Source organism: Plectonema radiosum NIES-515, assembly GCF_025753815.1.
Lineage (GTDB): Bacteria > Cyanobacteriota > Cyanobacteriia > Cyanobacteriales > Nostocaceae > Hassallia > Hassallia radiosum_A.
Window position 1 is genome coordinate 1 of sequence record NZ_JAOWRF010000237.1, and the last position, 15,863, is coordinate 15,863.

15 protein-coding genes are annotated in these 15,863 nt (G+C 43.0%); 14 read left to right on the plus strand and 1 reads right to left on the minus strand.

Features of this window, described 5'->3' with window-relative positions; all coding sequences use genetic code 11:
• Positions 1-224: 224 nt before the first annotated feature.
• The 14 genes from OGM63_RS16300 to OGM63_RS16370 all read left to right on the plus strand — a co-directional run bounded on the left by OGM63_RS16300 (position 225) and on the right by OGM63_RS16370 (position 14,545).
• On the plus strand, positions 225-533 hold the full coding sequence (locus OGM63_RS16300) for a carbon dioxide-concentrating mechanism protein CcmK (RefSeq protein WP_029635340.1): 309 nt from the start codon (positions 225-227) through the stop codon (positions 531-533).
• Positions 534-739: 206 nt separating this feature from the next.
• Positions 740-1,084 (plus strand): carbon dioxide-concentrating mechanism protein CcmK, encoded by a 345-nt coding sequence (locus OGM63_RS16305; protein ID WP_263746642.1) that lies wholly within the window; start codon positions 740-742, stop codon positions 1,082-1,084.
• A 7-nt stretch (positions 1,085-1,091) separates the two neighbouring features.
• Positions 1,092-1,397: a beta-carboxysome shell vertex protein CcmL gene (ccmL, locus tag OGM63_RS16310; protein WP_263746643.1), complete on the plus strand. Its 306-nt coding sequence runs from the start codon at positions 1,092-1,094 to the stop codon at positions 1,395-1,397.
• A 123-nt stretch (positions 1,398-1,520) separates the two neighbouring features.
• Positions 1,521-3,512, plus strand: coding sequence for a beta-carboxysome scaffolding protein CcmM (ccmM, locus tag OGM63_RS16315; protein WP_318528473.1), 1,992 nt, complete (start codon positions 1,521-1,523; stop codon positions 3,510-3,512).
• A 26-nt stretch (positions 3,513-3,538) separates the two neighbouring features.
• The gene (gene ccmN / locus OGM63_RS16325) at positions 3,539-4,381 is read left to right on the plus strand and encodes a beta-carboxysome scaffolding protein CcmN (RefSeq protein ID WP_263746644.1); all 843 of its coding nucleotides are present in this window, start codon (positions 3,539-3,541) and stop codon (positions 4,379-4,381) included.
• A 48-nt stretch (positions 4,382-4,429) separates the two neighbouring features.
• Positions 4,430-5,200 (plus strand): beta-carboxysome assembly protein CcmO, encoded by a 771-nt coding sequence (gene ccmO, locus OGM63_RS16330; RefSeq protein ID WP_263746645.1) that lies wholly within the window; start codon positions 4,430-4,432, stop codon positions 5,198-5,200.
• Between the two features lie 365 nt (positions 5,201-5,565).
• A complete protein-coding gene (locus OGM63_RS16335; protein ID WP_263746655.1) occupies positions 5,566-6,504 on the plus strand; it encodes a LysR family transcriptional regulator in 939 nt (312 codons plus the stop codon).
• 370 nt (positions 6,505-6,874) lie between these two features.
• A complete protein-coding gene (locus tag OGM63_RS16340; protein ID WP_263746646.1) occupies positions 6,875-8,503 on the plus strand; it encodes a mucoidy inhibitor MuiA family protein in 1,629 nt (542 codons plus the stop codon).
• Positions 8,504-8,669: 166 nt separating this feature from the next.
• Positions 8,670-8,999 carry a hypothetical protein gene (locus tag OGM63_RS16345; RefSeq protein WP_263746648.1) on the plus strand — a complete coding sequence of 110 codons (330 nt, stop codon included), beginning with the start codon at positions 8,670-8,672 and terminating at the stop codon, positions 8,997-8,999.
• A gap of 71 nt (positions 9,000-9,070) precedes the next feature.
• Entirely contained in the window at positions 9,071-9,379 is a 309-nt protein-coding gene (locus OGM63_RS16350) for a hypothetical protein (RefSeq protein WP_263746650.1), read from the plus strand.
• 55 nt (positions 9,380-9,434) lie between these two features.
• Positions 9,435-10,190, plus strand: a complete 756-nt coding sequence (locus OGM63_RS16355) for a Uma2 family endonuclease (protein ID WP_263746651.1) — start codon at positions 9,435-9,437, stop codon at positions 10,188-10,190.
• 304 nt (positions 10,191-10,494) lie between these two features.
• Positions 10,495-10,611: a photosystem II reaction center protein I gene (locus tag OGM63_RS16360; protein ID WP_089125560.1), complete on the plus strand. Its 117-nt coding sequence runs from the start codon at positions 10,495-10,497 to the stop codon at positions 10,609-10,611.
• 207 nt (positions 10,612-10,818) lie between these two features.
• The gene (locus tag OGM63_RS16365) at positions 10,819-13,341 is read left to right on the plus strand and encodes a DUF3769 domain-containing protein (RefSeq protein WP_263746652.1); all 2,523 of its coding nucleotides are present in this window, start codon (positions 10,819-10,821) and stop codon (positions 13,339-13,341) included.
• Positions 13,342-13,636: 295 nt separating this feature from the next.
• Positions 13,637-14,545, plus strand: a complete 909-nt coding sequence (locus OGM63_RS16370) for a bestrophin family protein (protein WP_263746653.1) — start codon at positions 13,637-13,639, stop codon at positions 14,543-14,545.
• A 257-nt stretch (positions 14,546-14,802) separates the two neighbouring features.
• Here the strand turns inward: OGM63_RS16370 and OGM63_RS16375 are convergent, their stop codons facing one another.
• Positions 14,803-15,297 (minus strand): DUF427 domain-containing protein, encoded by a 495-nt coding sequence (locus OGM63_RS16375; RefSeq protein ID WP_263746656.1) that lies wholly within the window; start codon positions 15,295-15,297, stop codon positions 14,803-14,805.
• Positions 15,298-15,863: the final 566 nt, after the last annotated feature.

Consider the following 15,863-nt stretch of genomic DNA (forward strand, 5'->3'; position numbering starts at 1 on the left):
TGCTCTAGCAATCTGTGTAATTTGATTGCGGAGATCGCTACATAAATTTATATTAAGAATTTTAAAACTATCTTATCATAAACTATTATAGGAACTTATATTGCCAGAAAAGCAAAGCTTTTCTATGCTTAATAACGGAAATGTTTTTACAGCTCAAACTGAGTATTCCCGTAAATATTTTCCGATTACAGTACTAATTGCATTAATTTTTGAGGAGTTCTGGGATGCCAATTGCAGTTGGGATGATTGAAACAAAAGGCTTTCCGGCGCTGGTAGAAGCTGCCGACGCCATGGTAAAAGCCGCTCGTGTCACCTTGGTAGGCTATGAGAAAATCGGTAGCGCTCGCGTCACCGTAATTGTCAGAGGAGATGTGTCTGAAGTACAAGCGTCGGTTGCAGCTGGGGTTGAAGCAGCCAGAAGAGTAAATGGTGGTGAAGTGTTATCAACTCACATCATTGCTCGTCCCCACGAAAACCTAGAATATGTATTGCCGATTCGATACACTGAGGCTGTAGAACAGTTTCGCACTTAAAAGCTAGAAGGCAGCCGGAGGAGCTGAAGTCAGCTATGCTGAAGGCAGAAATGCTTATAAAAACTACTTTTTTGTGTGTTTATGACTGTCTAATTATTTTTGTCGTGCTGTACTAGTTAAACAGGCATCACGCATCTATTGACGAATTGTCAGCCTAGTAGCTGTTTGCATTCATCGAAGTGAAACTTAATTAAGGATTAAAAAGCATGTCAATCGCAGTAGGAATGGTAGAAACGCTAGGTTTTCCAGCAGTAGTAGAAGCTGCTGACGCAATGGTGAAAGCCGCCCGCGTCACCCTAGTAGGCTATGAGAAAATTGGTAGTGGTCGCGTTACCGTGATTGTCCGGGGAGATGTATCAGAAGTGCAAGCTTCGGTGGGAGCAGGAGTTGAATCAGTCAAGCGAGTTAATGGAGGACAAGTTCTGTCTACTCACATCATTGCTCGTCCACACGAGAACTTGGAATATGTCCTACCAATTCGTTATACAGAAGATGTAGAGCAATTCCGGGACGATGTTAACGCAATTCGCAGTTTCAACAGAAGACCCTAAGAGCGTAATGCAAATTGCCAAGGTTCGCGGCACAGTAGTTAGTACACAAAAAGATCCAAGTCTTAGAGGTGTCAAACTACTGTTGTTGCAGTTAATAAATGAAGAAGGGCAAATTTTGCCAGAAGAATATGAGGTGGCAGCTGATAGTGTCGGTGCTGGATTCGATGAGTGGGTGCTTATCAGTCGTGGCAATGCCGCTCGTCAAGTGCTGGGCAATGAACAGCGTCCGGTGGATGCAGCTGTAGTGGCGATAATTGATACAGTTTACGTTGAAGATCGCCTTATATATAGCAAAAAAGACCAGTATCGATAGTCAAGGTAACGCAAGTGAGGAGTTAGGTAGAGACGTTCTAACGGAACGTCTCTACGGAGTTAGAAATTACAACTCATAACTCATAACTCATAACTCATAACTTAAATAGAGGAGGAATCTAGAATGGCAGTCCGCAGCGCAGCGGCTCCCCCAACCCCGTGGTCAAGAAATTTGGCAGAGCCAAATATCGACCCAACAGCCTATATCCATCCATTTTCTAACGTTATTGGGGACGTGCGGATTGGTGCGAATGTAATCGTCGCTCCAGGAACTTCGATTAGAGCTGATGAAGGTACGCCTTTTCATATCAGTGAAAACACTAATCTTCAAGATGGTGTTGTGATTCACGGGTTAGAGCAAGGCAGAGTAATTGGTGATGACGACAATCAATACTCGGTATGGATTGGCAAGAATGCTTCCATTACCCACATGGCTTTAATTCACGGACCTGCATACGTAGGGGATGAGTGCTTCATTGGTTTTCGCTCCACGGTGTTTAACGCCAGAGTAGGAAATGGTTGCATCGTGATGATGCACGCTTTGATTCAAGATGTAGAAATTCCTGCGGGAAAATATGTGCCTTCGGGAGCGGTAATTATTAATCAGCAGCAAGCCGATCGCTTACCAGATGTGCAAGCTCAGGATAAAGAATTTTCTCATCATGTAGTAGGTATAAATCAAGCACTGAGATCGGGTTATCTCTGTGCTGCGGATAACAAATGTATTAAAAACATTCGGAATGAAATGACTACTTCATATAAAACTAACGGCAGTAATGGCTACAGCGGCAACGGATCTGTATCAAGTTCTAACTTGAGTTCCCAGACGGTGCAACAAGTGCGGCATCTTTTAGAACAAGGGTATCAAATTGGCACAGAACACGTAGATGCGCGGCGGTTCCGTACTGGTTCGTGGGCTAGCTGTAGTCCGATCGCTAGTCATTCAACCAGTGAAGCGATCGCTGCCTTAGAAGGGTGTCTAGCTGAACACAGTGGTGAGTTTGTTCGCCTATTTGGTATTGACCCCAAAGGCAAGCGCCGCGTACTAGAAACTATCATCCAAAGACCAGATGGGATCGTTCAAAATGGTGAAACACCTAAATTTGGTGTAAAAAGTGCGAGTTCTTCCGGTGCTAGTAGCTATAGTGGCAGTTCTACTTCATTGAGTGGTGAAGCGATCGAACAAGTACGCCAACTGTTAGCTGGTGGTTACAAAATTGGTATGGAACACGTAGATAAAAGGCGGTTCCGTACCGGATCTTGGCAAAGTTGCACTCCCATTGCCTCAAGTAACGAAAGAGAAGTAATTTCCGCTTTGGAAGCTTGTGTAGCTGAACACATCGGCGAGTACGTCCGGTTAGTGGGAATTGAACCCAAAGCGAAGAAACGGGTTTTAGAAAGCATCATCCAAAGACCGGATGGTAATGTAGCTCTTCCTAGCGGTAATAAGTTTGTCGCAAGTAACTCAAGCTCAAGCAGCACTAGGACAGCGACAACCACCCGGTTAAGCTCAGAGGTGGTAGCTCAACTGCGGCAACTAATCAATCAAGGTAGCAAAATCAGCGCAGAACACGTAGACAAGCGCCGCTTCCGTACAGGTTCTTGGTCTAGCTGCGGTCAAATTCAGGGTAATTCTGAAACAGAAGCGATCGCCGCTTTGGAAGGATACCTTAGAGAATACGAAGGGGAGTATGTACGCTTAATTGGCATTGAACCAAAAGCGAAAAAACGAGTTTTAGAAAGCATTATCCAAAGACCAGATAGCAATGTAGCACAGCCTAGCGGTAGCGATAACCAGATGGTGGCAAGTAGCTCAAGTAGCACTTCTAAAACGTCAAATACAGCGACCACCAGCCGCTTAAGCTCAGAAGTGATAGATCAACTGCGGCAGTTAATGGCTCAAGGTAGCAAAATTAGCATAGAACACGTAGATAAGCGCCGATTCCGCACCGGTTCTTGGACAAGCAGTGGTCAAATTCAGGGTAATTCTGACAGAGAAGCGATCGCCGCTTTGGAAGGATACCTTACAGAATATGAAGGGGAATATGTACGCTTAATTGGCATCAACCCCAAAGACAAACGTCGGGTATTAGAAACAATAATTCAACGCCCGTAATCAAACAGACAAGGGGACAAGGGGGATTGCGTGATCAAGGGGGACTGCGTGATCAAGGTGAATTTTCTTCCTCATCTCCTCCACACCACGCTTCCCCCACACCACGCTTCCTCCACTCCTCCACTCCCCACTCACTTTCTCCGGCTTCTAAGGTTACAACTTTTATGTCTGTGCCGCCACTGCGCCTAAATACCAACTTTGATTCTTACATTAGTGGCGAGGTGATTGTTCATCCCAGTGCGGTAATCGCACCAGGGGTCATACTCCAAGCGGCTACAAACAGCAAAATCTTCATCGGTCCTGGTGTCTGTATTGGCATGGGGTCAATTATTCAAGTTAATGCAGGAATAATAGAAATAGAAGCAGGAGTAAGTCTGGGAGCCGGTTTTTTAATGGTTGGTGCAGGTAGAATAGGAGTAAATGCCTGCATTGGTTCAGCAACAACAGTTTTTAACTGTTCGGTAGAGCCAGGACAAGTAGTTGCACCCGGTTCAGTTTTGGGAGACACCACTGTGCGTGCTACCTTACCTTCCCCCATTGAGATTGACACAAAAGAATTAGAACCATCCACAACTAAACCTGCTTCAGTGAATGTAGAGTCTCAAAATGGGACTGGGAAAGATAAAAATAATTCCCAAAGTCAGATTCCTTCGCCGATAAATTCGGGGAAAATAGAGTCAAACTCTCAAGAGCATCCCATCACAGAGGAATCACCACTTAGCAATCAAAACTCAGAAACGTCTTCCACTGACCCCAACATTTTCGGTACACAAATTTATGGGCAAGGGAGTATACAAAGGCTATTGACCACATTGTTTCCACATAGGCAATCATTAAGTGAACCGAAGTCTGACGATCGCTCTGAGTAAGTGTTAATTGTAAGTTGTCAGAATACGCGATTATCTAGGAAGATTCACATGGAAACATATAATCAACGTGCTAGTACCAGCCAATCCCGTCGTCGAGATAATTTTCAAGACACTGCTTTGGGTTTAGTATCAACCCTCAGCTTTCCAGCGATAGTGGGGACAGCAGATATGATGCTGAAATCGGCTGGAGTGTACTTAGTTGGGTATGAAAAAATCGGTGGTGGTCACTGTACTGCCATCGTTCGAGGTAACATCGCTGATGTGCGTCTTGCCGTAGAAGCAGGTGTGCAAACTGCTGAACAATTTGGTCAACTGGTTTCTAGCTTAGTGATTGCTCGACCTTTCCCAAATTTAGACATAGTACTACCCATCGCTAGCCGTCTGAGTCAATTTAGTGGAGACGACTACAGCCGTCTAAGTAACAAAGCGATCGGTTTAGTAGAAACACGGGGCTTTCCGGCAATGGTGGGAGCTGCTGATGCCATGTTGAAAGCTGCTGATGTTGACTTAGCGGCATATGAAAAAATCGGTGGGGGTTTGTGTACAGCGATTATTCGCGGCACGGTGGCAAATGTCGCAGTGGCAGTAGAAGCTGGGATGTTCGAGGCAGAACGAATTGGTGAGTTAAACGCTGTGATGGTGATTCCTCGACCACTGGATGAATTAGAGCAAACCCTGCCAGTCGCAAGTTGCTGGATAGAAGAACGTCAACCTTTAAGATTGCCAGTGAATATCAAGGAAAAGGAACAAGTTGCCGAAGTAGAAATGGTAGGCTTGCCGGATTTAGCCAAACTCCCGATAAAAATTGTGGAAGAGTAGTTAGTAGTTATTAGTAAATATTAGGAAGCCGTAAACAACAACTAACAAAGAATAATAAATACCTAAAGTTGAAAAAAACGTTGTACACACCTATGGTGATGATGTTAATAGAAGATAAGTTACTGACCCTCGGAACATACCTTTAAGGTGTGCAACGTTGGCTGAAAGGCATCTTACGCTTTGCTTGTTGTTTTGATAATAACTTCTAACTAACATAAAGAAAATACAAATATTCTAATAGCAACAATAGATAATAATCTATATACTATCGTTGATAACTTTTAGGGGTGCGACACTCTATCATTTCGGAGTGTTACGTGATACTAAATTTATATCCACAAATTGCTATTACAGGAGAATTACCTTTGAACCAAGCGACGCTACACCAGTTAAAGGTGTTCGAGGCAGCGGCACGGCATGGTAGCTTTACTCGCGCAGCAGAAGAACTTTTTCTCACCCAGCCGACTGTCTCCATGCAAATCAAACAACTGACAAAATCGGTGGGTTTGCCATTATTTGAGCAAGTGGGTAAGCGCTTATTTCTAACAGAAGCGGGAAGGGAATTATTTGCAACTTGCCGCCAAATTTTCGAGACAATAGCCCAATTTGAAATGAAAATTGCAAATTTAAAAGGGCTAAAACAAGGACAATTACGTTTAGCAGTAATTACAACAGCAAAATATTTTGTACCGCGTTTGTTGGGTCCATTTTGCCAACTTTATCCTGGTATAGATATATCTTTGCAAGTAACTAATCACGAACGTATTTTAGAAAGGATGACCAACAATTTGGACGACTTGTATATTATAAGTCAAGTGCCAGAGCATCTTGATGTCAATTGCCACCCCTTTCTAGAAAATCCTTTGGTAGTTTTTGCATCAGAAAATCATCCCCTAGCTAAGGAAAAAAATATTCCTATAGAACGTCTTGAGAATGAACCTTTTATTATGCGAGAACCAGGTTCGGGAACCCGACGTGCTGTGCAAAGTCTTTTTGATGAACATGACATAAAGGTGAAAGTCAAGCTGGAATTGGGAAGTAATGAGGCAATTAAGCAAGCGATCGCCGGTGGTTTAGGTATTTCGGTTTTATCTCGCCATACCTTAATGCCAAACACACCAGAAATAACCATTTTGGATGTAGAACACTTTCCCATTAAGCGAACTTGGTATATGGTGTATCCCAATGGCAAACAGTTATCTATCGTTGCTCGTACTTACTTTGAGTATCTATTAGATGCAGCGAATAAGATGGTAGAAAACAGGGTTTCTCACGTTTATAGCAGTGTTGAGGGAGGTAATTAAGTTAACTCAAATATGAAATATCAAATAGACATCTCCGGAAAAGATTTACAAACCGTAAATTTCCGCGCAGACCTAATATCATTTCACGAAAACATTTTGTAGAGACGCGACCAGTCGCGTCTCTACATCTTTATATGTTTCATAATGAAAGTGAAATGGTATAATACCTCTCAGAGGGCAGAAGGGGGAATTAAAGCCTCTCTCCGCTTGCCTAACGGCAGGCTGACACCAACGGGGAGAGGTTGGAGAGGGATCACGCACTAATTTCCACGACGTTTGTCTATTACCAAATTGCCAAATAACTTGACGGTTAGACTGTTAATCATTAAAAATTAACCACGACCTAACATTAACTTGGGGAAAACTGACTGTGGTTAACCCGGAAACTCAAGATGAAACGAAAATAGTAGACACCCAGATTAAAGCTGTGACGGTATACGCTGACAAGGCTTTAGTGTCACGACGCGGTGTAATATCTTTAACAGGACAAGAACGGGAATTAGTAATTACCGCATTACCCATGATAGAAACTGAGTCTGTCAGGGTAAGCGGTGCAGGTGAGGTAGCGGTGCGCTTGTTGGGAGTGAGTAGCGATCGCACTTTCACTACCGAACCCGTAGCCGAACGTGTCGCACAATATCATCGGCAAATTCAGCAAATAGAAGCCGAAAAACGTCACCTCCAAGCGCAAGTCGATGCTTTGGCATTACAATCTAGTTTTATCGCCGGTTTGCGCGAAAAGACAGAAGATCCTTTTGCACAGAGTTTGGCACGGAAAAATCTCAGTTTGAGCGAAACATTAGATTTCCTCAACTTTTTGGGTAGTCAATATAGCGAATATGCGATCGCTTCCGGGGAATGCAAAAGCCAACAACAAGAATTAGACAAGCAGCTACAAGTACTCTACGCTTCTTTGCAAAAAATCCAAACACCCCATCCTAAAGAAAGTGTTAGCTTAATTGTGGCTGTAGAGCCTGCCGGTGCGGGAGAATTTGAGCTAGAGGTTTCCTACTTAGTTAATAGCGCTAGTTGGAATCCGCTTTATGACTTACGGGTTAGCAGTACCAGCGATACTGTACACTTAGGGTACTTAGCGCAAATCACCCAAAAGACTGGCGAAGATTGGATAAACGTTGATATAACCCTTTCTACCGCCAAACCCGGACTAGGTACGCTGCCGCCTAAACTGCAACCTTGGTATATAGACGTACCAAGTCCTCCAGCGCAATTAATGACAACACGACGAGTGCGACAAAGAGCGATGTCTCTACCTCCCGCTGCTCTTGCAATGGCAAGAACGGCTGAGGATAACGAGGACGAAATAGAAAAAGAAGAAGATTTAATTGCTGCGGAAACTGTTGTTGCTGAAATATCAAAACAAGGAAGCGTAGTCAGCTTTAAATTAAGTGGTGGTGGTAATATTCCTACTGATGGCACACCTCATAAAACAACAATTTTTCATGACGATTATCCTTGTAGTTTTGATTATATAGCAATGCCGCGCTTGGTAAGTTTCGCTTATTTGCAAGCTCATGTGAAAAATAGCGTTAACGGTGCAACTTTGTTACCAGGTAAAGCGAATATTTTCCGCGACAATATATTTGTGGGAACAACGCAATTAGATAATATTGCCCCAGGGCAAGAATTCAAACTTAACTTAGGAATTGACCAAGGTTTGAAAATTGAGCGGGAGTTAGTTGAGCGTCAGGTAGACAAAAAATTAATTAGCAATCAGCGTCGCATTACTTATAGTTATCGCTTGATAATTACTAACTTACTTAACTCAGAAGCTAATTTAAAATTAACTGAACAATTACCAGTTAGTCGCAACGAACAAATTAAAGTCCGTCTGATTCGCAGTAACCCACAAATTCAACTTGGGGAAATGGGTATTTTAGAATGGTTGTTAACTCTTGCAGCGCAGGAACGAAGAGAGATATATTATCAGTTCACTGTTGAACATCCACCAGAATTAACTGTTGTTGGGTTGGATATTTAGAATTGCAAGATAGGTTAAATCTGGCATAGTTCAATGCGACTATCAGGTGAGACGCTATATTTGTAAGCAATTAGACTTATACAACGATGAATGAATAGCGATCGCCTAATTAAAATCCTCACAACGAAAGCAAGCAGAAAAACTTAGGGAATATTGACGATCGCGTTTGGATAGTGAGTGTCCAGAACAAAGCGAAGTAAACTGGGAAAGTATTATTCTCTGGCTTTTGGGAAGCGACTTACAACGGTTTGAGATGCTCAACCCAAAGGAACTGGATATCAGAAAACAAGCGATGGAATATCGCTATCGGATTTTATGTCAACGCTACTTGGGTATAGCGCAAGAACGTGGTTATCGCAACTCGATCACTCGGCTGGGGAGTTTCGTAACATTACGTAATAAAATCCCAGATTTGGATTTCTCTGAGTCGCGATCGCAAACGCACTGTCGTGGATGTATTGCAAGAAGTACTCCAAGAATTACTCCAAAGCGATAACTACATGCAGCAGCAAATAGCTTCCATTGCCGAGTTGACGACGGATTCCAGACTACATAACTCTTTGCTGTTTGCCAGCAGTACGCAATCAACCGTTATTAGTTTACCGTTTTGTAAATTACTTGCGACGCACCCAATATGGTGGCTTAACTCAAGTGCCCGGTAGTGATTTAATTAGACTAGTTTCCGAAGAAATTCTTACAGACGATAACGAGAACCGCGTTAACTTAGCCGATAATCAAGCGATCGCCGAATATCTTGAAGCACAACAACTAGAAGAACAGCAAGTACTCCGTCACGCAGTCAAGCAAGAATTTGAAACTTATCTCCAAGAAAATCTAGGGCAAGACGCAGTGCAGGGGTTGCGACTCCTTCCCTAACAGCAATCCCGCCTCACAACTACGCTAAACTTATAGCACTTAGACACTAGCTACCATGTCTGTCGCTAAAGATTTAGAAACGCCAAAAGATGTTATATTCCCTCCAGGGGATTTATCTAGTGACGAACCCCCTTTGGAATCTGACTTACAACGAGAGCAAATGACGCTGCTGATTCAGTGTATTGAGTGGTTATGGGGAAACCGCAACGATTTCTATGCATCGGGTAATCTGACGGTATATTATAGTTCACGCCAGCCAAAATCAGAAGATTTTCGCGGACCAGATTTTTTTTTAGTGCTGGAAACTGAACGCAAACCCCGCAAAAGTTGGGTTGTTTGGGAAGAAGATGGCAAATATCCCAATGTGATTGTAGAACTTCTTTCCGATTCAACAGCGGCAAGTGATAAAAATTTCAAAAAACAAATTTATCAAGATATTTTTCGCACACCAGATTACTTCTGGTTTGATCCAAATAATTTAGAATTTGCTGGCTTTCATTTGCTTGATGGTGCATATCAACCATTGCAACCCAACCCCCTAGGCTGGTTGTGGAGTCAACAGCTAGGGTTATATTTGGGATTGTATGAAGAAAAGTTACGCTTTTTCACTTCTCTTGGACAACTGGTTCCAACACCACAAGAAGAAGAAGCGCAGCAGCAACGTCAGCAGAAAGAATTGGCTGAAGAAGAACTTGAACAACAGAAGGAAAAAAGCGATCGCGATTGCAGCAAAACTGCGATAATTAACAATTTACAACACCTTTCCAATCAATTCAACAGAGAAGTCGGGAATCTTGGATTACTAGTTTAATGTGAATTCCAGCGACTTTATTTCTTGACTCGGAAACCTCAGCCTCAAGTTCACGTCATCACAAGAGTGTAGTTGCTTCAGATTTTTATTGAAAAGCGAAGAGTCGTATCTACAAGTCATAAAACCCACAGGAAACTTACATTGCATCCAACAGTAATTAGCCAGTTAACAATTAAATGACTTTGGATGGACTCAGTACCTGCCAAAAAAGGTGCGAGATTTGGGTAATATATAGGAGCTATCTTTTCTGCATCACGGATACAAAAAAGCAAGCTTCCATTTTATACCCTTGGAGTTTTCGTCAATGGTTACTTTAAAAATTGTTGTTTATGTTGTTGTAGCCTTCTTCATTTTGCTTTTCGTCTTTGGATTTTTGTCGAACGATCCAGCTCGTAACCCCGGACGCCGGGATTCAGAGTAAAATCACGACCCGATCCGCAACTGCCGTTCATCGGAATGTAAATGCCACGGACACTTGATAATGAAGTGGAAAATTCCACACGCCTTTTTAGTGTCCTTTCCAGGCGGCTTGCCGCAGGCTAGGCTGAAGGCTAAAGTCGGAAGGCAGTTAGATGTAATTAGTCCTTCCGGCTTTCAATTGGCTATTTGTTAGGTTGATTTTGCGAATATGCTTCACCCAGTTCTGCCACCCGCACCACCTTCGATTGTCGAACCTTTACAACCTGCAAATCCGATGTTGACTGGTAGTGATACCAGGTTTCATTCAATTACCGAACTGGAGACTTCATCCCAGGAAAATCAGCCACAAAGGCAACCAGATTCTGTATCCCCAATTCCACAAAACGCTACTCGGCAAGATTTAGCAGTTACCCAGACGCAGCCTGCACCCACTAGTCAGCCAGAAAGTTTACCACCAGAATTTTCTCCCTTTAGCGCCGTTAAGAGTGCCGCTGCTTTGGGAGAATCGATGGGAATTAGTTATCCCGTACAGCCGGATCCAAATGTCCCATCGCAAAGCAAGATATCCCAAAAAGGGCAAATATTACAAGAAAAATTAGCCCCGTCATTACGGCAAAATAATACTATTGCCCAAAATACGACGAGTGCCGAACCGATACAAAATATTACTTATACTAACCCCGACGCAGCGAGCACACAAAGAGTAGAAAATGTTATAGAATTCAAGTCTCGCAGCCAGACAAGTCAAATCACAGTTCCTCAACCCAATACTGTACAACAATCTGCACCGATACCGAACGGTGATACCACAAATCAGCAACAAAGTCAACCACCAGCAACAACTCCACCAGCAACTACAGCGCCAACACGAGAGAGAATTGTGGAAATTACTTCCGATCGCCAGGAGTACGACCAGCAACGGCGGATTGTGACGGCTGTGGGTAATGTGGTGGTACGATTTGATGGGGCGGTGGTAGATGCCGATCGCTTGCAAGTCAATTTAGACAACTTGATTGCCGTGGGTAATGGAAATGTCGCATTGACACGAGGGGATCAAGTACTGCGCGGAGAACGCTTTAGTTATAACTTTATTCAAGATAGCGGGCAATTAGAAAATGGTAGGGGAGAAGTTTACATCCCCACAGCAGGTACTGATTTAGCCTTTAGCTCTGTTGATACGGGAGTCGGTGGAGTAGTAACAGCACGTCCACCAAGCGATCGCATTCGGGCAAATCAGCCAACTACAAGTGTCAATAGTCCGGGTGGAGTTAACTTCAACTTAGGTGGAAGGACAGATGCGAGAAACCTCCCCGGACCCAAACAGGGAGGTGTAGTCAAGCGAGTGCGCTTTCAAGCAGAACGAGTTGATTTTTATCCAAGAGGGTGGCAAGCGAGAAATGTCCGCTTTACTAATGATCCATTTTCGCCCCCAGAACTAGAGTTACGCGCCGATAAAGTCACTTTAACGCGAGAAGCACCGTTAGTAGACACGATTAAAACAGAGCGTCAGCGTTTAGTATTAGATCAAAGAACAACATTACCCATCCCCATAGATCGGCAGACAATCGACCGTCGGGAACGAGATGTAACTCCAGCGATCGCTTCTATCGGCTTTGATGGTAATCAACGCGGTGGTGTGTTTATTGAGCGTTCTTTCCAACCGTTTAACACAGAAGGGGTACGTTTTAGCGTCACACCTCAGTTTTTTGTGCAAAAGGCAGTGCAAAGTGGTGCTGGTAACTTCGCTTCCCTGTTTGGTTTAAAAGCAAGATTGAATGCTACATTAAGCCCCAAAACTAGAGTTGAGGGTTCTGGGATATTAACCAGCTTAGACTTGGGAACAGTGGAAGACAATTTGCGGGCAAGTTTGCGATTGCGGCAAGAATTAGGCGATCGCAACCCTCACATATTGAATTTAGAATATAGCTATCGCGATCGCCTTTACAACGGCACCCTCGGTTTTCAAACTGTGCAAAGTAGCCTTGGTGCAGTTGTAACTTCCCCGATAATTCCTTTAGGTAAAAGTGGTTTGAACTTAAGATATCAAGGGGGTGCTCAATATATTAACGCGAATAGCGATCGGCTTGACTTACTCGCAACACAACGAGACAACAACCGCATCTCTTTAGGACGCATCCAAGGTAGCGCTACCTTGGATGGTGGGATTACACTCTGGCAAGGTAAAGGATTACCACCCACCCCTACAGAAGGATTGCGCTACACTCCAAACCCGATAGTTCCCTACGTACAAGCATTTGGGGACGTAACCGGCACGAACAGTTATTACAGCAGTGGTGATAACCAAACCACCCTGATTGCCACAGTAGGCTTGCGTGGGCAGTTTGGACATTTCTCCCGACCTGCCTTTGATTATACCGCCTTTAATGTCAGTTATTCCCAAGGTATATTTAGCGGAGCATCGCCATTTTTGTTCGATCGCGCTGTTGATAACAAAGTACTCAGTGCGGGAATTTCTCAGCAAATCTACGGGCCATTTAGCCTTGGATTTCAAACCTCAATTAACTTAGACACAAACCAACGTACCAGCACCGACTACATCGTAGAATATAACCGCCGTAGTTATGGAATTACTTTGCGTTATAACCCAGTGTTGGAATTAGGTGGTATCAGCTTTAGAATTAGCGACTTTAACTGGAGTGGGGGTACTGATCCATTCTCTGACCCTTCTGAAGTTAAGCCTGTGCGAGGTGGCGTCCGGCAGGATTATTAGAATAGTACTTACGTAAGCTATTACATTTATCGTATTACCAGCATTCAGATTTGCGTCTGGAAATGTTGGAAATTGGATGCGATCGCTTGTTAGTGAGTGTAAATATTTATAGAGACGTTTTGCGAAACGTCTCTACTTCTTAAGCAGAATATCCAAGGCTTGCTGACAAGTGATATTATGTGCGATGTTACCACTCTCATGACATCACCCATAGTTGACGTTTTATTACAAGGGACAAGTTATAAAAAATCTCCACTTCCAGATATTCCGGTGTAATATGCTCTGGTAAAGTTCAATGAGTACAAAAAAAGCCAACTGGTTTCGAGTTGCTTTTCAGTTAAGACAGTCTGTGATTCCCAAAATAATGCCCCAGGTTCTTGCGTCTGGTGTATTTGGCATTTTTATTTCGCTTCTTTATTATTTGGGATTACCTGTCTCTTTGCCTATTTTGAGTGCTTTAGTTCCGAGTATTGTCCTCGGTCTATTATTAGTTTTCCGCACTAACACAGCTTACGATCGTTTCTGGGAAGGTCGAAAGTGCTGGGGAAATTTAGTTATCAATGTTCGGAATTTAGCTCGTCAAATTTGGATCGTAATTGAAGAACAAGGACCAAAAGATAGAGAACATAAAGTTGCTGCTTTGCGGTTAATAGTTGCGTTTACAATTGCCACAAAATTGTATCTTCGAGAAGAACCAATAAACCCAGAGTTACAAGGCTTGATGTCCCCATCGGAATATTTTGTTCTTCAAAGTCGTAGAACTCCTCCTTTAGAAATTGCTTTCTGGGTAAGTGATTTTTTACAGAAGCAACATCGACGCCAACGTGTTAGTCCGGTTCAGGTAACAGCTTTGCAGCATTTGGTAGATAACATTATAGATGCTTTTAGTAGTTGTGAGCGAATCTTACAAACACCAATGCCTCTACCTTATGCTATTCATCTTAAACAGTTGTTGTTAATTTACTGTTTATCATTACCATTTCAATTAGTCAAAGATTTAAATTGGGCAACAGGTTTAGTTGTAGCTTTGATTAGTTTTACTTTGTTTGGCATTGAACAAATTGGAATTCAAATTGAAAATCCTTTTGCTCGTGCTCCGCATAACTTACCTTTAGACGAAATGTGTAACACGATGGTGATTAACATTGAAGATTTAAGCACATTGGCAACTGACAGTTCTTTTGCTCCTACAGAAATATTTTGACCCCCGCACCTCTGAAAGTCAAAATTATCAATCTTTCATCTCCATAAAAGACGTAGAGACGTAAGCTAGCTACGTCTCTACAAGGGTTTCGGACAATGCATAATTAATTTAGGTCGATGTCTAATAATAATTGTTTTTCTGGCGTTGCAAACGTCGAATTTATCGACGTTTTGTAGAGACGTTCCGCGCCTTACGTCTCTACGATACGATTGATCCCAAGGTTATGCAAAGCCTAATTTACGCACTTGTTCGCTTTCTCACCATCCCCAAGTGCCGGCGCCACCTTTGAAGGGTCCAACAATATCGCTGGTAATCCAACCCCCATAAAAGTTACCTGGTTGCGGTTGTACCTTTTCCCCATCGACGTAGCACGCATCCATCATGTGGACGTAAAAAGCTACATAATCTTTCATAGATGCAAACTCTGGTGTCGGTTCGGGGTAAAACCAAGCAGCATTTTGCACTTCTTTGTCACCCACGCGGATATTGTAGTAACCGGCACTTCCCTTCCATTCACAAAAGCTAGAACGGGGTGTCAAAAGTAGATATTCCATTTTGATATCCCCAGGGGGAATGTAGTAACCCGGTGGATGGCTGGTTTCTAAAACACGTTTAGCGCTGTGGGTATCTGCGATAGTTACATCATTAAAGATGATTTGGATGTGTTTGGTTGTGTCTTCTAAGCGAGGTGGACGAGGGTAATCCCAAACCGATTCTTGTCCGGGGTTGGGTTCGATGCGTTGGATGTTCATATAGGGGTTAGGGATTAAGGATTTTTGCATATTAAACCATAGATGCACACAGATAATAACCTGTGATTAATTAATAGACATCTGGTAAAAATTAATTATGCGTTGCCCAAAACCCTTGATTAGACGATTCTGTGCTACGTCTCTACATTCTTTTTCACGACGTTTGTCTAATAGACATCTCCAGAGTCATATGTAGAGACGTAGCAATGCTACGTCTCTACAAGGATTTCGGGCAACGCATAATTAATTTATGGAGATGTCTAATGTAGTTAGCGCTTCAGCGCTAAAGTCAGCCCGCTTTTGGCTGCTGTTGTAGTTTTAGAATATAGCGGGGTGCGATCGCTCAAATAATTGATGAAGATGAATACGAAGTCGAAGAAGTGTTGGAAAATTGGCTTGAGTTCTTAGTGCAACAGCAAATAGAGACAAAAACTAATTACAGATAGTCTTTAACCCGGTAATTTCCGGCATAAACCCGAAAAACTGTGTATTAGGCGCTATCTAGCCTTATCTCCGGTTAATTCCCGGAGATTGTTTTTAGAAAAATATTTATACTACCGTTAGCA

What these genes read in the sequence shown, in the direction of transcription:
- OGM63_RS16355 (WP_263746651.1), top strand. Translation starts at nt 9,435, where the DNA reads ATGTCTGTCGCTAAAGATTTAGAAACGCCAAAAGATGTTATATTCCCT.
- ccmL (WP_263746643.1), top strand. Translation starts at nt 1,092, where the DNA reads ATGCAAATTGCCAAGGTTCGCGGCACAGTAGTTAGTACACAAAAAGAT.
- OGM63_RS16370 (WP_263746653.1), top strand. Translation starts at nt 13,637, where the DNA reads ATGAGTACAAAAAAAGCCAACTGGTTTCGAGTTGCTTTTCAGTTAAGA.
- ccmO (WP_263746645.1), top strand. Translation starts at nt 4,430, where the DNA reads ATGGAAACATATAATCAACGTGCTAGTACCAGCCAATCCCGTCGTCGA.
- OGM63_RS16365 (WP_263746652.1), top strand. Translation starts at nt 10,819, where the DNA reads ATGCTTCACCCAGTTCTGCCACCCGCACCACCTTCGATTGTCGAACCT.
- OGM63_RS16300 (WP_029635340.1), top strand. Translation starts at nt 225, where the DNA reads ATGCCAATTGCAGTTGGGATGATTGAAACAAAAGGCTTTCCGGCGCTG.
- OGM63_RS16360 (WP_089125560.1), top strand. Translation starts at nt 10,495, where the DNA reads ATGGTTACTTTAAAAATTGTTGTTTATGTTGTTGTAGCCTTCTTCATT.
- ccmM (WP_318528473.1), top strand. Translation starts at nt 1,521, where the DNA reads ATGGCAGTCCGCAGCGCAGCGGCTCCCCCAACCCCGTGGTCAAGAAAT.
- OGM63_RS16305 (WP_263746642.1), top strand. Translation starts at nt 740, where the DNA reads ATGTCAATCGCAGTAGGAATGGTAGAAACGCTAGGTTTTCCAGCAGTA.
- OGM63_RS16375 (WP_263746656.1), bottom strand. Translation starts at nt 15,297, where the DNA reads ATGAACATCCAACGCATCGAACCCAACCCCGGACAAGAATCGGTTTGG.